Below are 21,875 nucleotides of genomic sequence, written 5' to 3' on the forward strand. Positions count from 1 at the left end.
GGTTAATTTGCTCTTGAAAAGTGTCTTACTTGAAGACTAGAGTTCTAATTGGTGTTTAGTACTAGATTCCGGCATATGTCTGAAACTTGAGAATTAGTTAGATGAGGCCCAATAGGTAAACTTAAAATCTCATTAGAAAGACACTCCGCAATGGGATAGCTTTTTAACGAATAGTTAGCTTTATAACATTCCTGCAAGTGAGGAGGTATTGGATAATGAATTAACGAGCCAATACCGGCTTGACTAAGTTTGTCTTGAATAGCATTACGATTAGGATGGCGAATCACAAATAAATGCCACGCAGATTTTGAGCATGAGGAAATTAATGGTGTTATGAATTCAGTATTATCAAGAAGCTTTATGTACTGCTTGGCAATTAGATGTCGTCGTGAATTCCAATCATCTAAAACACGAAGCTTTACTCGCAAAATTGCCGCTTGAATGGGATCTAAACGAGAATTGAAACCTAAAATCTCATTTTTATACTTTTCACGGCTTCCGTAGTTTCTAAGTACTCTAATTCGATCCGCATATTTTATATTGTTAGTAGTAATAGCACCTGCGTCACCGAAAGCACCAAGATTTTTACCTGGATAAAAACTCCAACAAATGATATCACCATGAGTACCAATTCTCTTGCCTTTATATAAAGCGCCGTGTGCTTGAGCTGCATCTTCAATAACATATAAATTATTTTTTTTGGCAATAGTTATGATCGGATCAAGATCAGCTGGTTGACCGTACAAGTGAACTGGTAAAATCGCCTTAGTACGAGAAGAAATTGCAGCTTCAATTTTTTCAGTATCAATATTATATGTTTTAGGATTAGGCTCAACTGGAACGGGTATTGCACCATTAGAGCTGACAGCGAGCCAAGTTGCAATATAAGTATTTGATGGGACTATTACTTCATCTCCGGCTCCAATTCCAAGAGCAGAGATTGCTAGATGTAAGGCGTCTAATCCAGAAGATAGTCCAACTGAGTATTTAGAGCCACAGTAATGAGCCCATTCCAGCTCAAATGCTTCAACTTCTGGACCAAGAACATACCAACCACTATCCAGCACACGTTGAATAGCAGAATCAATCTCAGATCTAAGTTCTTCATATGAAGATTTTAAGTTTAAAAAAGGAACGAAGGATGATGAGTTGCTCATACAAGATAGAATCAAGACGGATTAATTAATTGTTGCAGTAGAATTTAATGTCTCAATAAATGGTTGTTTTTTAATGCAACAAATTCGTTATAGGATCTAATATAATCATCAGAATTGTATGCCATAGATGCAAAAACAAGTAATACTGCATTTTCACTGTAACGATACTGTGTGCCCCATATCATAGCTGGCATATAAACTCCCATATCTGGCCTATCTAAGATAACTTCACAACGATCTTTCCCGTTATCGAGAAGTACACGACAAGAACCATGTAAACAAATAAGAAATTGCTCACATTCTCTATGCGCATGCTCGCCTCGTAACTCTCTTGACGGTACATCATAAACTATAAAATATCGTTGTGGGAAAAAAGGTACTTCAGTAGGGACTTCTCCAACAGACAAAGAACCCCGCGAATCTTTAATCTTTCTCATTAAATATAATGCACATAATTCAACACCTAAATTAACCACTAATGGTCGAGTGTCATCATTAATCGAAAAAATGTCAACCAATTTTGTTTGAGTTAAACTTCCCTCATGTACTGAAGCCTGATATCCCACAATCTGTGCGGGGTTCCCCTCGACAATTGCATTTGCAGGAACTGATTCGTGTACAACGGAACCAGCACGAACCCAGGCTCCAGTGCCGATGCTTAAGTCACCGCTTACGATGGAACCAGCATCAATCCTTGCCAAAGATTGAATTATAATATTTTCACCATCAATTATCACACGATCACATATAATTGCCCCATGCTCAATTATGACCTTATCTGAAATAAGGCAATCAGTACCTACTGAATAACTCGACTCTTGACTCATAATTTTTTGGGGACTCAATGACTATTTAGGTTAACGGGAATGGGCTTAATTGTGAGAAAGCAATTGGATTTCGCATAGTCCATCGAGAAGCCCACAAACATAAAGTTCATTATATACGTGAGAGAATAGTTCTAGTTTAATCAGAAATGCCAATTAACAGCCCTTTTAGACAATAAACATTTATTAATGGTTTTAAGCACTAGACGGCTAAGATTAATCTCTTAATAAACAATCAAAGAGAACCATAGGCTGCAAGCGCACACGCAAATTATTTATATTTACTCAAGAATTATTATTTATACTGTTTAGACAGGATTCGGCAAAATGGAATGCGGCTGGGTCGTAATCACGCAGGGCTTTGTTAAATTTGTCTTGTTCGTTGATTTTAGCTCCATGAGCAATTAACAATTGCGAGGTCTTTTCGGCAGCGCTTCTATTATTACATGCAAATGAATACATTAGCGGAGTTGTACCATTCAAGTTTGTTACATTGGGATCAGCCCCGCATCTTAAAAGAAGTTTGCACAAAGATATATCGCCCTTGTAAACTGCACGAATTAATGGTGACCAACCCATTTTATCTAGAATGTTAATTGAAGATGGATCGCAATCTCGTGTATTGAAATCTACAAGATTAAACCAGTCCCAATCTGTAAACCTCAATACTTTAAGATCATAGTCTATTGTTGATAAAATACAATTATTATCTGATTTTTCTAAGATAGTTCCAGGATATTCAGAACTCTTGGAAGGAAGTATACTCCACGCGCCAACAGACATACCTTCAATTTTAGGAACTTGATACTCACGAAATGAGAATGCTTTTAACTGCCGAACAATTCCGAATGCGGTATCTTTAGTGTCAATAACAATATCTCGATAATTAATAGAATTTTTTGAAAAATATGTCGAGCCTATAGATGGCTGTGGTATTGATGCTACTGGATGGTTTGCCACTAACTTATCGAAATTCCCGCAGAAAAGAGTAAAGCCATGACTCATATATGCGAAATAAAGCTCCCTACAATTCCAATTATTGTTGATATCGAATTTTTTCTGGGCAACAATATTTCCAGTGTCAATACCCGGATCTATTTCATGTAGCGTAACACCAGAGCGCTCGCAGCCATGAAGTAAAGGAAGAGCTGATGTATACATACCCTTATAAGCGGGCAATTCTGAAAAATGTATATTGTAAAGTCTTTGAGATGCAAACTGTGCAGGTCTTATTATTCGATCAAATTCAAGTGAAATAAACACTAAATTATTAATTTTCTGAGCCTCTTCAAGAGTAACAATAGGTATGGAAAATTCACCGGCGAATCGTGCTAGCGATGGTTGCCAATTTGAATTTCCCGTATCATTCTTATTAGGACAAACCATTAATCGTTCACCCCATCCTTTACTAATCAGATAAAGCAATGCATCAACTGCAATTTGGTTTTTACCTGCAATACATATGTGATATTTTGGCATCATTCTACTGATTTGAGTTGGATTATAATTAGCATAGACCTTGAAGCAAACTCACAACTGCATACATTTTTAACAATACAACAAGGCTATGTAATATCCATGAAATAAAGAACTGATTTAAATGGTTCGGCAACTTTTTAGCCGGCCAAAAATCACACACTTAGTATCAAAAGAGAGCATTCATTATCCTGTAATTTAGACGTTTCATATGAAGAATATGGTGGTAGTACATGCAAATAGTGCTATCAATAAGCACAAAATAAAGAGCGATTGGAGCCTAGTCAACGAACATTCATGAGCAAAAAATTTAGACCAACATTAATAAGTTCTGCATTAAGATGCATAGTTGCAACCAGTTAAAAGCACTCAACAATATTAAATTGAAGAAGAAGCTTCAATATTTATTTTAGCTGACGCGCCCCCCCTTTTTTTTACCCAGATTCCCTGAATGTCCTACCAAAAATGAGGTTCTCATATTGATACTTAGTGGTGCATGTCAAGAAGAAATCGCTTAAGAATTTCCATTTAGCACCATGCTAGGCATAGACTTATGTTCAGTTTTTGAAAAGTCATAACACACTCGTCACGCCTGTCGACATATCAAAATTTCTATATGGCAGATTCTCCTCAACCAAAATGCGACGGACGTTCTTGAAGTACGGGATAGTGCATGCCTGAACTTAGTTAGTCACATCAACTTTTAGCGACGGTCTGTATTATGCAAAACTAGAGATCAAATGAGGGACCAGGTCAACCATTAACTATAATCACTGAGAGATCTTCAACAGCTTGATTGATTTAATCAAAAGCAAACACATTACACACGATTGCCTTCTCAGCAAAGCGACCTCACTAAAATCACTCAAACCAAAAAACATTCAAGGAACAAGTCTCTATATATGGTCTGTGCTATAGAAACAACTGTTCATTAACCTACCAAGTCAGCGAGAGAGGCTTGAAATAAAGACATCTAGATCACCAATGCCATCGATGGAGGTTGCCACCTGCACTCTTGCAACAAGCTCATACTCTGAGAGATCCCTGAAATCTGCTGATAGCAAGAATTTCTGGATGGGTAAAAGCTTTAACTCCCCAATTACTGTTAAACCGACTTAAAATAGTCAATCTGCATAGAATTAAAAGCGATTGTCTAAAAATATTTATAGCACACCAGATCAAAACACTTAACTCCCTTAATCTTGCGTCTAATTGACAAATGTCAATAATTGTTTTCTTTTGACAAAGATTGCAAAACTAACAATTCTCAAATCGCGGCTTGCAAGATAACCAAAACTGCCGCCAGATCATTCAAAGCAACACGGTGTTCCTTAGCCTGGCTTAGCAAGGGCTTAAGGCTCATTTGACCTGATTCAACCTCTTCTTCACCGATTACTGCTGCCCATGCAGCACCACTTCGGTCCGCACGTTTGAATTGCTTCACGAAAGCAGCACCTGAAGTATCAAGCTCAACTGAGACCCCTGCAGCTCGCAATTCCCTAGCCAACCTCAAAGCAAAAGTCTCAGCTTGTTTGCCGCGATTCACGAGGTAAAGGTCCGGAGCGATATAAGACGTGAGTCTCGCAGCAATCCCATCAGCGTCCGCTAATGCCGCGGCCCCCAACACCAGCATCAACCTCTCCATTCCCAACGCCCAACCCACCGCAGGCGTGGGAGGGCCGCCCAGCTGCTGAACCAAACCGTCGTATCGACCACCGCCGCAAACCGTTGACTGAGCGCCGAGCTGATCGCTAGTGATCTCGAAAGCAGTATGACAGTAATAATCAAGTCCACGAACAAGTCGAGGGTTGAGCTGGAACGGAATCGACAGCTTATTCAGAAGAAGCTGCACAGCTTCAAAGCGCTCTGAACTTTCCTCGCTCAAGGCCTCTTGCAATGTGGGTGCATCTGAGAGCAAGTCCTGAGTCTTGAGATTCTTGCTGTCAAGTATGCGCATAGGGTTAGTAGACAGTCGCTGCTGGGAATCAGCATCCAATTGGTCCACTCGTGCACCTAGCCAGTTCACTAACTGGTGCCTATAGCGCTGACGATCTTCCAGAGTGCCAAGGCTGTTGATCTGGAGTTCCAAACCGGATACACCCAGTTCACCAAGAAAATCCCAAGCCAAGGCGATCACCTCTACATCACTACGGGCACTAGTCACACCAAGAAATTCAACACCGATCTGATGAAACTGGCGCTGGCGGCCGGCCTGAGGACGCTCATAGCGAAACATGGGCCCTGAATACCAAAGCTTCTGAGCTCCCTGACTCAGTAAGCCATGTTGTATGGCAGCACGAACAACCGAGGCGGTTCCCTCAGGGCGAAGGGTGCAGGAGCGATCGCCACGGTCAAGAAAGGAATACATCTCCTTGCCCACCACGTCAGTGGCTTGACCAATCCCGCGTGCAAAGAGATCAGTCAGCTCAAGCAAAGGCGTCCGAATCTCCTCGACCCCAGAGCGCTGGAAAAGGGCACGAGCTACAGCCTCTACCGCTTGCCAACGGTGAGTCTGTTCGGGCAAGAGGTCGACCATGCCACGAAGGGGCTGCAACTGACTCACACATTTGTCTCTTTGGTGGAACCATTTTGCCTGGCTGCATCACCTCCTTCACTCAACCCAATTCCAACCCTGGCTACAACCCGCTTACATCAGGGAGCGGAATGACATAAGTTCCCACCAACCTGATTGGTTCAGCATTGCTGAATATCCGTTACCTGACCGTCATCGCTTCGGGAGCCCTGCTAGTCCTGCAACCTGTCGCAGTGAATACTCAGCAGATTATTGAAATAGAAGAGTCAACGACTAGGCAAAAACCTCTCCCTTTAGAACAGCGAGCTCAGATCTCCTACGACACCTACATTCTTGGCCCAGGCGACGGGCTTCAGATCGAGTTGCTTGATCTGCCAGAGCTCAGCGGAACGTTTTCGATCGGTCCCGACGGGACCCTCTATCTGCCCCGCTTACGCGCATTATACGTGGAGGGACTCACCATTGAGGAACTTCGGTACTTCCTCACTCAGCAGTTCAAAACCTATGTGCGTAACCCTCAGGTGTATGTGCGTCCCGTTACGTACCGGCCGATCCGCGTCTTCGTAGGAGGAGAAGTAAGACGACCTGGGTACTACACCCTCAGTGGTGTACAGAATATCGTCGAAGATGTGACTTCAAATAATTTAACTGATGTCGACACTGGAATAAATGCTCTAGGACAAGGCGTAACCTCAAAAAGATCGACACTTACTAGTGGAAGTAGTAGCGGGAATCTCTTCCCAACTGTATTTGACGCCATCCGCACTGCTCAGGGCGTAACGCCCTACTCCAAACTTTCAGAAGTACAGGTCACTCGAAGACAAGCCTATGGACTTGGCGGAGGCCGCATAAGAACAAATCTAGACTTTCTTTCTCTAATTACAGAAGGTAACGAGTCACAGAATATCAGACTTTTTGATGGCGATGTAATCAGCGTAGCCAAAAGTCCCGTAGTACTTCGCAACCAGCTACTCATGGCTGGAAAATCAAATTTAAGCCCACAATTCATGGAGGTCTTTGTTACCGGTAGGGTCAATAATCCAGGAGGTGTAACTATTCCTCAAGGCAGCTCACTCAATCAAGCGATTTCGTTGGCTGGCGGGGTCAAATTACTAAAAGGTAAAGTCGAATTTGTGCGATTCAACCGAGAAGGCACTATCGACAGAAGAATATTTGCCTATCAACCCGGTGCAGCTGCAGATGCAGCCAATAATCCAGTTTTGGCAGCTGGTGATTTAATTCGAGTCCAGGATTCCATCTTGAGCGGGAGCATAAGTGTATTTAATGAGTTAACCGGTCCCTTCGTTGGCCTTTATTCCGTTTATTCACTTTTCAATGAGGCTGGGCAATGACAAAGAACCTTCCTTCGAATCAAACAAGTCTTGCCATAAACGCCCAGGCTGACAATGAAATTGATTTGAGGCAAGTTGCAGGAGCTCTATTACGCAACAAATTTTTAATCGCTAAAATTAGTGCGGCCACTCTTATTCTTTCTGGGCTTTATGCGTTTATACGAAAACCAGTTTGGGAAGGTCAATTTCAGATCGTGCTTCAAAACCAAACCGAGGCATCGAATAGGGCTATGTCTCTGGCTCAGTCAAATCCAGGATTAGCAGAAATGATTGGAGTTGGACCAAATACGAGCAACCTGAAGACAGAAGTGCAGATTCTTGAAAGTCCTTCAGTTTTAAAACCTATTTTTGATTTCGTCAAAAACCGAAAAGAAAAACTAGGTGAAAACGTAAGCAGGTGGAGATATGCAGACTGGGTTAAAGATAATTTATCAATCGAGCTAAAGAAAGGCACCTCAGTTCTTAGCCTTGAATACCGCGACACTGACAAAGATCTAATTTTGCCAGTAATCGATCGTATTTCCAAGGCTTATCAGAGTTACTCGGGACGGGATCGGGCAAAAGGGATTAGTAATTCCATCAGTTATCTCGACGAGCAGATCGGGATTTATCAAAAAAAAAGCGTTACCTCTTTGAGAACAGCTCAGAATTTTGCAATCGAGCAAGACCTAACTGCTTTGACAGGCGATGGTGAGAACGACAATGAAATCAAGAATGCAATCAACATTGAAGCGATCCGAGTACAAGCCGCTAATCAAATCCGCAACATTAACGAGCAGCTCAAGCAACTGAATCAACTTGATGACAATCCCGAAACTTTGATGTACCTCGGGCGTAATATCCCCGAGCTCGCCTCCCAGGGCCTTCCTCAAACTCTTGATCAACTCGATACTCAATTAGCCCTTCTCAGGGCTAAATACACCGACAAGGATGATTCGATTCGACGGCTTTTAGAGCGGCGACGACTGCTAATTGAAGTGTTCAAACGTCAGACCTACGGCTACCTCTACGCCCAGCGAACAGCAGCCAAGGCTCGACTTGCTGCAGCAGAGAGACCCAAGGGAGTGTTAATCAAATATCGAGAACTCCTGCGTACTGCAGCCAGAGATGAGGCCACCCTCACCCGGTTAGAAGCCGAACGGCAGGTTTTTGCTCTTGAGCAAGCACGCAACGAAGAACCCTGGGAGCTGATCTCAACACCAACGCTTCTCGACAACCCTGTAGCCCCTAGTAAAAAGAGAATTATGGCTCTTGGTTTGTTGGCTGGAATCGTTCTTGGCGGCGGCGCTTCTCTTGTTGTGGATCGCCGCAAAGGCTTGGTGTTCAGCATTGATGAACTGCAAAATCTGCTGCCATGTCCGCTGCTCAAGCACTTACCTGCCCTGGCCCAGGACACATGGACCGATGCAGTAGACCTGCTCGCCTCGGGCCCCTTGGCAGAAACCGGGGGAAACAAAGCCATCGCCCTAATCCCTGTGGGCAACGTACCAAACGACCAGGTTGAAGCTTTTAGCGCAGAACTACGTCGCGCTCTCAAAGGCCGTGAGCTGGTTGTGAATGCCGACCTGCGAAAAACAAGCGAGTGCGCCACCCAGCTTTTACTCGCTGCTCCCGGAGTTGCCACTCGCACCCAGCTCTCACAATTCAGCCAAAAACTTGCGCTGCAGGGAGCTCCCCTTGCCGGTTGGGTGCTGCTTGATCCTGAACTGGATCTGGGGTGAAGTACACACCACCATCTCAAAGCAGAGTGCGCAGGCTTCTGATTTCCAGTTCCTTTTTGACAATCGGAGTGGGAGGTGGGCTGCCTCAAGCAACACAGGCACAGATCGTGTGGGAGGTCATCGACTCGCCTGTCGTAACCTCTCCTCCCGTGATCTGGGAACCCGTCTCTGACTCAGACGAGCGAGTTCCATCAATGAAGGCTGTTTCTTGGCAGGTTGTGCCGGGATCGGAGCAACCAGATCAACCATCGACGGTTGTGGCTTGGGAATTGCTGGACGCTGAGGAGGTGACTAATCTCCCAACCCCAGAGACTGCGTCGACAACTGAGGTGAATCCACCCGCCAGCGTGGAACAAGCCGAAGCGCTGCTCAGCACCATCCCTCTGAAACCCAGCGATTACCTACCCCTGCTGCGACTTTCACCTTCAGTCCCCACTGCAGAAACCTTGCCCGCTGATCAGTGGCGCATCTCGTTTGGGACCATTTCGCCCTTCAAAAGCGCTGCAGGCACTGGCAATCAAAATTATTCGATCAATCTCGACGTTGGTTTCAACGACAGCCTGATGCTGTCATTTTTTATTAGTCAGGCCGATGACCCGCTCAACGCACCACTCACCGGTTTCGCAGTACAACCGGCCAATTTTTGGCAAAGCTACGGTGCCGCGGCCAGCTGGCAAGTGCTCGACCAAAACAACTGGAAGCTGGCCATCAGTGGCTCACTAGAAGCCTGGGAAGTAGGAAGTGGCGGAGACGACTCATTCTCCGCGTCAGGAGACAGTGCCAGCCCCAATATTTTTAATGACTCCGGCAGCCGAGTCTTCACACGTAATTTCGTCGGATCCATAAGCCTTCCTGCGAGCTGGCAAGCCAGCGAAAATTGGCAATTCAGCTTTGCTCCGGGTGTGAGCTTCCTGCCTTCAACGCAAGGCTCGGACCAGGGTGGAGCTGGAACGTTCTATGGAACCAACCCCTACGTCAGTGGCGGAGTTCTGTTCCAACCGTTCCCGGAGCTGGGCTTCACCGCCAGCATCGCCCAACCGATCGGCAGCGGCACTAACAGCTTCGATGCAGATCTGGTGTTTTCTCGCGTTCCCATTCTGTCCGCCGGGATCAACTGGGATCTCAATCCACGAATCGGGCTGAAAGGCTTGATCACCAATGGCTTCGGAGCAACGCCTGCCACGGCACTGCTCGCTTTACCCTCAGATAACCGGATTGGCTATTCCGCAAGCTTCGTGTTCACGCCTGGCACTGCAGATACACCACAGGTGCCGCTCACACCAAGGCAGCAATCGTTGGCCAAAGGGGGACTCACGGTCAACACCGCCCTGGTGCCACCGGACACCAACACAGAGGCGTGGATCAATGCTGATAGCGGAGGGAACGTCAACGGATTCGTTGGCTATTCCCTCTCCAACATCTTCCAGCTGACTCTTTTCAGCGGTGGACTTTACAACAACGTGCCCCAAACCACGCCCCAGGCGCGCCTGTACGCCAACGATGGTGCTTGGAACTGGCGCATCGGCGGCAAAGCCGTTGCCTTTAGCCCTCTTCGTGGCGCTCCCTTCTGGGGAGGGGGGCGTATCACCCTTGGGAGAAGTAATCAAGAGAGCAGCAGCGGCCAGGGCTATGTGTTCGCAGAAACCATGGCCACCTGGGAAGCAACCAAGGGATTGGCGATCAACTTCAACCCGAAAGTGGCCTTGAGCGGTGCAGGCGACCTCTGGGGATTAGGGATCAGTTCCAATCTGCAACTCTTCCCAGGCTGGGAGCTCGTACCCGAAGGCAATGTCGTGATCAATCAACTATCCCAAAGCAACGGCACCCTGGGGCTTCGTTGGCACGCCACGGACAGCGTGGCGCTTGAGGCCTACGGAAGCACTGCTGCCTCGCTGCTCGACATTGGTCAGTTAATCAACGCCGAACAGGTGCGCTGGGGCGGACGATTACTCATCGGCTTCTAGTAAACGATCTCGGAACAAGCCTCAACAGAACACCCGATGCACTGCGCAACGTGAGACGCCCGGTCCATTCAGGGCTTGAGCTGTCATCACCAGGGAAAAGCTGAAAGTGCTTGATGAGTTCAGCCAGCACCAATAAGGCTTCCTGTTGGGCAAACGCAGCTCCTGGGCATTTGCGCGGTCCTAAGCCATAGGGAAGCCAAGCTTCTTTGCGACAGAGGATCTCCTGATCCGTTGCTGTGCCATCTACAAATCGCTCCGGGCGGAATTGGTGTGGTTCCGGCCAATAGTTGTCATGGCGATGAATCACCCAAGGAGAGAAAGTCAACAACGATCCCACCGGACATCGGCTGATCGCTGGTGCTTGCTGCGGGCAATCCATCGATGGAACCGACAGGTCGGTGTCTTGATGAACCCGTTCACGAATAAAGAAACTCACCGGCGGATAGAGGCGCAAGGTTTCCTGAAACACTGCTGCCCCGAAACGAAGCTGCCTCAAGCTTTGATGCGTCACCACCTCAGGCAGAGATGCCACCTCTGCATGCAACTGGCCCTGAGCCTCTTGATCCAGAGCCAACAGCCAACAGGCACTGCTCAAGGCACTGGCTGAGGTTTCATGACCGGCCAGAAACAGAAAGCAAATCTGATCAACCAATTCCTCGGCCGTGAAGGAAGTACCGGTTTGTGGATCCACGGCGGCAAGCAGGGCACCCAGCAGATCCTTCCCACCAGCCTCAGGCTGCGCGAGTCGCTCCTCAATCACGCCTTGGATCCACTGGCGAATCACCAGCGCATCGCGCGTGAGCGAGCGCTGCACCCAACGCCGTGGCAAGCGAGCAAAACGCAAGATCAGTGCCCGGGCGGCCTTGCGTTGATAGCGCCCAAATGCCTCAAACACCTCACGCGCTTCTCCCTCCTGCACCGGTCTGCTGAGGATCGTGCGCACGATCACATCAGCGGTGACCCAGGTCATCGCAGCCTCGATATCGATTTCAACTCCTTGCTGGCTGCAATCGCCTTGCTCGGAGAGCTGCTGCACAAGCCGCTCCAACATGGAGTCTTTTGCAGCCTCCATCGCAGGAAACACCTGCTCCAACTGAGCCACCTGAAACGCCTGATCAACCAAGCGCCTCTGGCGTGCCCATTCGTCTCCATTGACAGAAAAAATCGCTCGGCCAATCAGAGGTTCAAGAATCCAAAGCGTGTAGGGGTGCTTTGGAAAGGCCTCCACCTCCTGTACGAGCACTCGCCTCAGCAGTGTTCGATCATTCACCAAAAACACCCTCAGGCCCAGCAGATTGAGCTCACCGAGAGCGATGCGGAAATCCCATTCATTGAGCAAACCAAACCAACTGCTCCATCCCCGCTTCAAGCGACGCAGCACGTTGGCGGTGTAAGGCAAGGGTTTTGGCCAAGGGGGTGTGATGGCCATCAGATCGTGCTCTCTCCAGTCATCAGCCCGCAGAGATCCAAACCCGCAGCGGGATTGGTCAAATAGTCGAAATGGAGGTCAAACAGCTGGGCCAGCCATTGCCGCTTGCGCTGTAAACCGTTGGCTTGACGCAGGTTCAACAGCTGCATTCGCGGATAGTCACAGCTGTCTCTCCTTGGCACAGGCAAACCGCAGGCTTGATAAGGATTCACGCCGGCAAAACACATCAAATCATCGAAGGAGGTGACATCCAGCCAGGGCAAACAGGGTTCGATCGCCAGCGTCTTGAGATCATCTAGAAAAGCCTCCGCACCTGGATACAAGCCCAGATTGGCCAGGTTCTGCCCCAGGCTCAGCAAACGCACCTTGGACGTAATAGCGATCGAATTGGGATGGCGTCGCAATTCAGCCGCCACCATCGCCAACACAAACGATCCGGAACTGTGACCCACTAACAGGATTTCATCAGCAGGAATTTTGTCTTCCAAAGACAACAATGCCCCCACCAACTCCTGCACCCGCTGGCGCAGCATCGTATCTCTCAGGCTGCCCAGGCGATGGGTGAACAAAATGGAGCGACAGAGCCACACCACACCCAAACGATCCGCCAGCCGCCAGCCCTGCCAGAGCACAACAGCCACCACCAACGGTGCCAACGGAAGCCAGAGCAAGGAAGCCAAGACCCCAGCGGCAATCGCTGCAAGCGTGACCAAAATCAAAACCATGACGGGGTAAAGCCCGCAAAGCGCCACACCAGGGCATAACCGCGCCGTACGCAGGACTCCCCCCTGCAGCAGATAGGCCCGCGCAAATCCAAGCAACTGGGTCAGCAACGGCCAGGGATGCTTTGGCCAGTTCGCACGGGCAATGTCATCCCAATGCAAAAAAGCAAGCTCATAGTGTTGATCAACCTCAGGATCCAACAAAGGCCAGCGGGTGATCCTTTCACCTTCCTGGCGAGACCCCAAACGCCAACCACGCTGTTTCATCAGCCGCGCAAACAAGCGCTGATAATGCGCCACACCACGGGGGTCAAACCCGCTGAGGAAGTACGTGCGTCGTCTGCACGATGATCCGGTCTTCTTCAACTCGTCTGCTCGATTCACAGCCATGTCCATCCAGCTTCACCTGCGATCTGCATTGCTCGGGCTGGGGATCGTGCTGACACATCTACCAGCAACGCCAGCGGACGCTGCGCAAGCAACGTCGATCCAGATCCAACAATCAGGCAACACCCGTACGGCAGTCATGACACTGCCCGTGTCACAAGCACATGCCTGGAGAGTGCTCACGAACTATGTCGCCACGGGAGAGGCGATGCCTGACATCAGCAAGGTCCAGCTGCTGAGCCGTGAAGGCAACCTGATTCGCATGCGCCAGACCTATCAAGCGCCGTACACCTTTGGATTGAAGATCAGCGCAACCCTGGCCGTACAAGAAAGCCCAAAAACGGCGATCAGCTTTCAGATGCTTCAAGGCGATCGCATTCGCAAGCTCAATGGCAGCTGGACGCTCACGCCAACACCAACGGGAACTCGTCTGCGCCACACCATCACCCTGGTTCCCGAGCTGCCAGGCATGCTGCAACCGGTCTTCGCTGAACTCACCCGCAACAGTTTGCGTGAATCAATGCAACGACTCAGTGGGCTGATGCAGGCCAACAACTAAACCTCAACACCCCGATCCCTGCAGAGCACCACGCGCGAGGGCCTTAGCTGCACGGCGTAGTCGACACCACGCCATGAAACATGGCGCGTTAACAAGGCCGACAAGGTGGCCAGTCCATCCACCAATTGGCCAGGGAGAAGTCCTACGAGCCAGCCCCAAACCCGAACAGGGTCCTGTGGGCGCAGCAAAACTTGGATCCAGCAGAGCAGGCCAACACATCCCAGCTCATAGATCAGCACTGCCAACCAGGCACCTTGAAACAGCGCGAACAGCAACAGCAGCACACTGCCCAGGCCGTGGAAGGCCACAAGTGGCCAAGCGGGGTGGTGCAGGCGAGCTGTGAGCAATTGACGAGTAATCCAACGGCCCAACGGCAGCATGGGCTGGGCTGGATCAGGATCCACCATGAGCAGGTTGGGTTCGAAGCGATAGCTCAATCCCAACTGCCGCAATGGGCCGAGCAAACCCGTGTCTTCACACAAACCACGCCTTAACAGCTCGCTCCAATCACCGGCCTCCACCAGCTCACGGCGAACGCAAAGGGTGCCGCCCCAGGGAATCTGCAACAACGTCATCAGCACCACAGCCCCTGCATTCCAGACGGCTCGTGTCCAGCTGCTCCAACCCAAAGCTCCAAAGGTGGGGGCATGGGGGCGAAACCAACGATTTCCAGAGATGGCACCCACCCCTGGTTGGAGGCAAGAGCGCGCACAATGTTCCAAGCCGTTCGCTGGGAAACGAATATCGGCATCCAGCAGCACAACCAATGCGCTGCTGGGGTGAAGCTGAGACAACGCCTGGTTCAGTGCTGCACATTTCAAAGACCCCTGGTCAGGGCGCTGAAGAAGGCTGCAGCAGCGCAACTCAGTCCAGGCCACATCCTCACGAGCTCGCCAAGGCTTAAGCAAGTCCCAGGCTGGATCCTGATCACTGTCCACCACCACCTGCAACCGCCAGGGAGCGGGATAGCTCTGATCAGCCAACGCCTCCAGCAACCGCGGCAAACAGGCATCGACACCGCGCAAACACAACACCACTTCCAAGGAAGGCCAAGCACCTTCAGGAAGAGATGCTGGATCGGACGAACGACGCAAAACCCGCAAACGCTGGCTGAAGGCAAAAACAAGCAGGGCTTGCCCAAGCCATAGGGCCAAGAGCAACACCGAGGCTGGCATCAGCGAGCCAGTTGTTCCTGCTGAAGCAGCACTGAGGCCCAGGGCCCAATCAACTGATGCCAGGGGGGGCAGCGCACACCATGGGTCTCCAAAACCTGAGCCGTGTAGGCACAGCTGGGGCGAGCCCGCTGACCCACGCAATTGCGCTCGGGATAGGTCAGCCCATCTTCACCCCAACTCTGCTGCAGGAAGGGCAGCAAAGGCTGGAGAGGATTTCCTGGGCTCCGCTCAATCTCAACAATCCACTCCTGCATCGGCAAAACGCGCCAACCGTCCATGCCATCGGTGAGTTGCCTCAACAGAGTGGTGAGCAGGAGCGGTTCAGGATGCTGGAGATGGAAAGCATGCCCTTGTGCCTCGTCACTCCAGGCCAGAGCCGACACGGCATCAGCAACGTAATCAACAGGCACCACATCCAATTCCCAGGCCAAATCAGGCGAAGCACCCAACACCAAACAGCCCTGGAGCAGGCGCTGAAGCAAGTCGCCTTGGTGCCAAGCACTTCCGCAGGATGGACCTGCAATCAACGGGGGCCGGTAGATCGAAACAGGCAGTCCGGCTGCTGAAGCGCGGCGCACCATCCGGTCCGTGACCCATTTGGTTTGGGAGTAGCCGAGCTGGATGCCTCGCCAATCCTCGAGCGGATCGTCTTCCTGAATCAACTGATCCCGGCAGGCATCGGCCTCAAACACCGCCACGCTGGAGATCAAGGCGAATCGTTTTGGTGTGTCCGCAGCTGCTAGACGCAGAAGCTCGCGCGTTCCGCCCACATTGGTGGCCGCCAATTGGGCATAGCTCGCCATCTGGCTCAACTGGGCACCGTTGTGGAGGATGCCGCCAATGCCCTTGCCAAGTGCAGCAAACTGGCCGGCATCCAAGCCCAACCGAGGCTGGGCGAGATCGCCAAGAACCACCTCCAATCGCTCCTGCCAGGCCTGCTGCCAAAGCCCATAACGGCGGAGGTTCTGCTCCAACCGCTCCATGCCTTGCTGCTCAGAGGCCGCTCGCACCAAACAGCGAATCCGCAAATCCGGCCATTGGCTGAGTTGTCCCGCCAGGAGATAGGCACCGAGGAAGCCACTCGCGCCAGTCAGCAGAAGCTGTTCTCCAGGCGCCTCCACGGACGGGCCCTCCGGCAATGACCAACGGTCGTCCAGCTGAGCCTCCTGACCAAGATCCAATCCCTCCTGTGCCGCTGCAGACCCATCGGGCAACAAGCGCTCGAGAGCCATGCTGGCCAGATCATCCAGGCAGGGGGCGTCGCTGAACGCAGCCAGATCAAGGCGCCAGCCCAATGCTTGCTGCACTTCGGCAGCAAACTCTGCCGCCATCAGCGAATCGAGCCCTAAATCAAACAGGCTGGCGTGAGCATCGAGCTGAGCTTCCGGTTCTTCCATCACTGCGGCCAGAAGCTGTTGAAGCGTCGACAGCAGCCAGGGCCTGCGCTGATCCGCTGTCAAAGCCTCCAACTGAGCGCGAACCTGGGCTTCTGATCGGCCCGGAAGTTCATGAATCAAGGACCGGAACCAAGCCGCCTGGCGGGGCAGGGCCTGACTGACGAACTGCGGCCAATCGACTGCCATCACCGCGACCACTCCGCTGCGGCCTCGCTGCAGCAATGACTCCAGAGCCGACAACGCTTCGTCTTCCGCCAGAAGATGAAGACCTACGGATTCAAAGCGCCGCTCCAACCCTGCAGCCATGCCCGAACCAGCCCAAGGCCCCCACTGAATCGCCAGCTGGACTGGCCCATCAGAGTCCGCATGGCGGCAGCTGGATTGAACAGCCCCATTGGCAGCGGCATAGACCAACTGGCCAGGCGAACCCAGTGCCGCGGCGATGGACGAGAACACCACCTGGAAGTCGAGGTGTTCAAAATCTGCTGGCTGCAGCCTTTGAAGCTTGTCCAGTTGCTGCTGGGGACCAAGTTTTGCCTCAAACACGGCATCGAGACTGGAACGTTCAATCCCACCAACGCGCTGATCTTTCAGCACTCCAGCAGCATGGAAGACGCCACGCAGCGGCATGTCCTGAGGCAATTCAGCGAGTGCTTGCGGAAGGTCGTCCCAGCAGAGCGCCTCAACCTGCACACCCTGAGAACGGATGCGGTCCAACCACTCGGCCGTTTCCGAGCTTGGTGCTGGCAGACGTCGACCCACCAACAACAACGAGCGCGCCCCCCGATCCACCAACCAGGACTGCAAACGTTGCCCGATCCCTCCAAAAGCACCCACCACCAGATAAGTGCCGTCGGTGCGAATGGCACAAGGAGGGGCTTGGCTGGGCAGGGTGATCACCAACTTGCCCACATGCTTGCCCTGCGCCATCCGCCGAAAAGCGTCCTTGCACTTCTCCAAAGCAAAGGCTGAGACCGGCAACGCGGGCAGGGTTTGGTCCTGGGAACCCGCCACCAATCGCAGCAATCGCTGCCTCAAGGGTTGTGGGTCGCGAGCTGCCACTTCCAGCAGGTCAAAGCGGAAATAGCCCACGTCAGGCCGTCGTTCGCTCACCTGCTGGTCGCTCCAGATCTCCAACTTGCCAAGCTCCACAAAGCGCCCGCTAGAAGCCAGCGCCTGGAAACTGGCATCCACCCACTCACCTTTCAGGCTGTTCAGAACCACATCAACGCCGCGGCCTTCGGTGTGCTTGAGCACCTGTTCAGCGAAATCAGTAGAGCGGGAATCGAAGACCGCCTCCACACCTTGCTCCAACAATCCAGCCTGTTTGGCCTCACTGGCGGTGGCCAGGATGCGAGCACCACAGCGCAAGGCCACCTGCACAGCTGCCTGCCCCACACCACCGGCAGCCGCATGAATCAAAACCGTTTCTCCAGCTTGAAGCCGGGCCAGCTGCTCGAGCCCATGCTCCGCCGTGAGATAGGCCGTTGAAAGGCTCGCCCCCAGCACGGGATCCAACTCGTCTGGCCAGGGCACGCAGAGGACGGCTCTGCAAGTTACGTGGCTTGCCAGGGTTCCAAGGGTGAGCGCGGCAAGCATTCGCTGGCCCAGCAACGAGGAATCCACCCCGGGACCAACAGCGACCACCCTCCCGACGGCTTCGCCACCGAAAGGCAATTGAGCATTGGCTCTCAGCCCGAGGGATTGATTGTGACTTTGCAGAAGCCCCAAAGCGTTGAGAACATCGCGAAAGTTCAGCCCCGTGGCCTCCACCGCCAACTCCAGCTCTCCTGGCAGAAGACGCGCCAGCGGCAAGGGCGCCTTCAGCAACCCCTCAAGTCGACCAGTTCCATCGGAAAGCATGCGAAACCGTTCTTGATCAATGGTCTGAAAACTGCGGGTTTCAATTCGATCAGAACCACACCAGCGAATCTCCGCATCACCGGCAGTGGCAGCCAAAAGCTGTTGCCACTCAGCGGATGACAGCCCTGCAGCAAGGGCAGAAGGGGACGCTGTGATCGTGCTGCAACGCCATGCGGAACAGTCCTGGGCCAGGGAACGTACTGCCGCCTGGACCGCCTCAGCAGCAGGGGTGGAGAAAGCCGACATCCACAACAGCAGCTGGCGCGGCTGAGTGAGAGGAAGCGCCTGGAGTTGTTGCACCAGCGCTGAAGTCACCGATTGTGGATCCGCTTGTGGATCCAGTTCAAAAGGCGTGATCGCCTGCTGCTCGCTCCATTCCCTCACGGCATCTGGCAATGGCCCAATCGCAATCAGGCTGATGGGCTCAGCCGCTCCTGGGCTCCAGTCGCTGAGTGCGTGTGCCGCAAGGGGTTGCCAGATCTCCTCCAGCAATTGCGCAGCAGGTCTGGAAGGGCCCTCAGGCAGCATCAACTCCAGCAACGTCCGCGTCAGACGCCGGAACTGCAGGCCACGGATCGCTCCGAGGAAGTCCCCGGAGAGATCAAGAACATCCAAGTCAGCAGTCACATGGGCGCGACTGACCTCATCTCCCTGGCTGTGATCGTCTCGTCGAAGTTGCAAGCGACAACGCAGCTGGTCGGGCAAGGGCCATCGCAACATCTGCATCTGCTCCACGCCCACAGGGAGTAGCAAGTGGCCATCGGCGTGCGTTTGGGCAAGGACCGCAGCCACCAGTTGAAAACAACCATCGATCAGGCTGCGATCAGGCGCCGCCTCCGGACGCTGCAGCAGTGCTTCGGCGCCTATGGCGTTGGCTTGCAAAGCAACAAGCGGCCGGTAGCAGTTGCCGTAATCCAGCCCAAGACGCTTCAGGGAACGGTAGAAATTGGCAACATCAAGGCCAGCAGCAGGGTCAAACGCCAATGCCGGCAGGGGCTGAATGGGTTGTTCAGCAGCTGTGGTGAGCCGAAGCTGCCCATGGAGCTGCCAGCTGCCGCCGTCTTCGAGCTGGGGAGCGCGGGAATGGAAGCTGAACGCATCACCGTTTCGTACAGCCTGGAGCTGTACCGATCCGGCGTTGAGCCACAGCGGACGATCGAGATTGAGATCAGCACATTGAAGTGGCTGTTGTTGATCGTTCAACCAATCCAGCAGCAGGGCGAGATAACCCGCTGCCGCAAACAGGGGATAGCCGCACAACGCATGGTCAGGGAGGTCGCGAGCATCAGCCGGATCCAACACGGTCTGCCAATGCTCTGACGCTCCTGGGAGGTCCAACTTCTGCAAAGCCAGACCTGACTGCTCAGCGGTAACACTGCTGCCAAAGCCGACGTGATCCAACCAAAGACTGGCTTTGCCTTGGTCCAGACCCTGATCCCGTGGCGTCCACCAAAAACGTGAACGCAGAAAGGGATGACCTGGAGGCCGCAGCTGATGCCATGAGGCACCTTGATGCCATGCCAACCAATCCATCGGAGCTCCTTGAGCCAAAGCCTGAACAAGCTTCTGGAGCTGCTCAAAACCAACGGCACCCTCAGACAGAGTTTGCTGTTTCAGATCTCCCAACGTCTCTGGCAGTCCACCAGGTCCACGCGCAGCAACGACACCGGTCCACGCCGCAGGGGCTTGCCCGCGCAACTGGCGTACCAGGTCTTGAACACTGCTCGCAATTAACCCCAGCGCATGGGGACATGGGGAGCGTCGCAGATGAATGCTGGCGCAGAGGTCCTGCAAGCGGAAAGCAGCATGATCCTCAAGCCAATCCGCTGTTTGAGCACGAAGCAAATCAAGAGCTTCCTCGTTGCGCGCGCTCAACCAGAGCAGGTGCCATGAAGGAGCTGATAACGACGTTGACGCGGGTTGAGAAAGTTCAAGAGGTGGACTGCTCAGAACGGCATGAGCGTTGGTGCCACCGAATCCAAACGAGCTGACACTGACCACCAGTTCCTGCTCAGGTCTTGGGAAAGGTTGCAGCGTTGTCGCAACCTTCAAGCCCAGAGCAGCCAGATCCACACTGGGATTAGGCCGCGAATAATGGAGGCTCGCAGGCACCATGCGCTGCCTGAGGCACAACACGGCTTTGATGAAACCCGTAATGCCTGCAGCGGTTTCTGAATGACCCACATTGGTTTTCACCGAGCCAACCAAACAGGGGTCAGTGCTTGGCCGCTCCTCCCCCAACACCGCTCCAAGGGCCCTGAGTTCAATGGGATCCCCCTGGCGCGTCCCTGTGCCGTGGGCTTCAACCAATTGCGCTGAAGCCGGGGACAAGCCAGAGCCCTGATAGGCGGCTTGCACACAAGCGATCTGGGCTTTTTTGCTGGGTGCGGCCAGGCCCTTACTGCGCCCATCGGAATTGACCGCCGTGCCCCGAATCACTGCTTCAATCGGATCACCATCACGCAACGCCGTCGCCAAGGGCTTAAGCAGCACAGCCCCCGCCCCTTCAGAACGCACATAACCATCAGCAGCAGCATCAAAGCTGCGGCAACGCCCCTCGGGCGACAGCAAGCCTGCTTTGCAGAAACTCATCTGAATGGCGGGGTGAATCAAAGCCTGAGCACCGCCAGCCAAGGCCAGTTCCGATTCACCACGCCTCAAGCTCTCGCAAGCCAGATGCAAAGCCACCAACGACGAAGAACAAGCCGTGTCCACCGTGAAGCTGGGTCCTTTCAGATCAAAGGCGTAAGAAATCCTGTTGGCGGCAATGGAACCGGTGTTGCCGGTGAGAATGAAGGGTTCGTTGTCCGGCGTGAGGTATTGCTCTTCAGAGGCCCAAAGCAGAGCTCGGTAATCCGCGCTGGAAATGCCCATGAACACTCCCACTGGGCGTCCACGCAACTGGTCAAGGGGCTGGGCAGCCGCCTCCATGGCCCTCCAGCACACCTCAAGCAACAGGCGCTGCTGAGGGTCCATGCATTGGGCTTCCCTGCCGCTAATGCCAAACAAGGCTGGATCGAACAGGTCGATCCCATCCACCAAGCCCGCCCGGCGCACATGCTGGTGCAACGGCGTGCGCGGATCAGGATGATGGTGAAGCTGAAGATCCCAACGATCTGAGGGAATTTCGGCGATCGCCTCCCGTCCTTCAGCCAGAAGTTGCCAGAACTGTTCAGGACTCTCGACCCCGCCAGGGAGACGGCAGCCCATCCCCAAAACAGCGATGGGCTCGTGCACTGAGGAAACCGGACGGATCTGTTGATTCATGCGCCAGGGACGTGCTGTCCGTTCAGGTGCATGGAACGAACATCCTCAC

General features: G+C 52.4%; 12 protein-coding genes. 4 read left to right on the top strand and 8 right to left on the bottom strand.

Going from position 1 to position 21,875, the window contains the following annotated elements; genetic code table 11:
- Positions 1–44: 44 nt before the first annotated feature.
- From DXY31_RS09735 to hisS, 4 genes are all read right to left on the bottom strand, one after another.
- Positions 45–1,157: a DegT/DnrJ/EryC1/StrS aminotransferase family protein gene (locus tag DXY31_RS09735; protein WP_114993568.1), complete on the bottom strand. Its 1,113-nt coding sequence runs from the start codon at positions 1,155–1,157 to the stop codon at positions 45–47.
- Between the two features lie 44 nt (positions 1,158–1,201).
- Entirely contained in the window at positions 1,202–1,984 is a 783-nt protein-coding gene (locus DXY31_RS09740) for a WxcM-like domain-containing protein (protein WP_114993569.1), read from the bottom strand.
- A 282-nt stretch (positions 1,985–2,266) separates the two neighbouring features.
- Complete coding sequence (locus DXY31_RS09745; protein WP_170953645.1) at positions 2,267–3,460, bottom strand: formyltransferase family protein; 1,194 nt, start codon at positions 3,458–3,460, stop codon at positions 2,267–2,269.
- A gap of 1,264 nt (positions 3,461–4,724) precedes the next feature.
- Positions 4,725–6,020, bottom strand: a complete 1,296-nt coding sequence (gene hisS, locus DXY31_RS09750) for a histidine--tRNA ligase (RefSeq protein ID WP_114993571.1) — start codon at positions 6,018–6,020, stop codon at positions 4,725–4,727.
- Positions 6,021–6,157: 137 nt separating this feature from the next.
- Between hisS and DXY31_RS09755 the strand changes: the two genes are divergently transcribed.
- The 3 genes from DXY31_RS09755 to DXY31_RS09765 all read left to right on the top strand — a co-directional run bounded on the left by DXY31_RS09755 (position 6,158) and on the right by DXY31_RS09765 (position 11,027).
- Positions 6,158–7,342 carry a polysaccharide biosynthesis/export family protein gene (locus tag DXY31_RS09755; RefSeq protein WP_244279684.1) on the top strand — a complete coding sequence of 395 codons (1,185 nt, stop codon included), beginning with the start codon at positions 6,158–6,160 and terminating at the stop codon, positions 7,340–7,342.
- A complete protein-coding gene (locus DXY31_RS09760) occupies positions 7,339–9,063 on the top strand; it encodes a Wzz/FepE/Etk N-terminal domain-containing protein (protein ID WP_114993572.1) in 1,725 nt (574 codons plus the stop codon). The genes DXY31_RS09755 and DXY31_RS09760 overlap by 4 nt, the downstream gene beginning before the upstream one ends.
- Positions 9,064–9,257: 194 nt before the next feature.
- Entirely contained in the window at positions 9,258–11,027 is a 1,770-nt protein-coding gene (locus tag DXY31_RS09765; RefSeq protein WP_170953646.1) for a hypothetical protein, read from the top strand.
- On the opposite strand, the gene DXY31_RS09770 is transcribed toward DXY31_RS09765, so the two are convergent.
- Together DXY31_RS09770 and DXY31_RS09775 are read right to left on the bottom strand one after the other, a co-directional pair.
- Complete coding sequence (locus DXY31_RS09770; protein ID WP_114993574.1) at positions 11,014–12,456, bottom strand: cytochrome P450; 1,443 nt, start codon at positions 12,454–12,456, stop codon at positions 11,014–11,016. The genes DXY31_RS09765 and DXY31_RS09770 overlap by 14 nt on opposite strands.
- The gene (locus DXY31_RS09775) at positions 12,456–13,568 is read right to left on the bottom strand and encodes a hypothetical protein (protein WP_137024949.1); all 1,113 of its coding nucleotides are present in this window, start codon (positions 13,566–13,568) and stop codon (positions 12,456–12,458) included. Before DXY31_RS09775 ends, DXY31_RS09770 begins: the two co-directional genes overlap by 1 nt.
- Here DXY31_RS09775 and DXY31_RS09780 point away from each other — a divergent pair.
- Positions 13,567–14,124, top strand: a complete 558-nt coding sequence (locus DXY31_RS09780; protein ID WP_137024950.1) for an SRPBCC family protein — start codon at positions 13,567–13,569, stop codon at positions 14,122–14,124. The genes DXY31_RS09775 and DXY31_RS09780 overlap by 2 nt on opposite strands.
- On the opposite strand, the gene DXY31_RS09785 is transcribed toward DXY31_RS09780, so the two are convergent.
- Positions 14,121–15,299: a glycosyltransferase family 2 protein gene (locus DXY31_RS09785; protein ID WP_114993577.1), complete on the bottom strand. Its 1,179-nt coding sequence runs from the start codon at positions 15,297–15,299 to the stop codon at positions 14,121–14,123. The two genes, DXY31_RS09780 and DXY31_RS09785, sit on opposite strands and share 4 nt — an antisense overlap.
- Entirely contained in the window at positions 15,299–21,826 is a 6,528-nt protein-coding gene (locus DXY31_RS09790; protein WP_114993578.1) for a thioester reductase domain-containing protein, read from the bottom strand. The genes DXY31_RS09785 and DXY31_RS09790 overlap by 1 nt, the downstream gene beginning before the upstream one ends.
- Between the last annotated feature and the right edge of the window lie 49 nt (positions 21,827–21,875).

It is taken from the genome of Synechococcus sp. UW179A, from assembly GCF_900473965.1.
GTDB lineage: Bacteria > Cyanobacteriota > Cyanobacteriia > PCC-6307 > Cyanobiaceae > Synechococcus_C.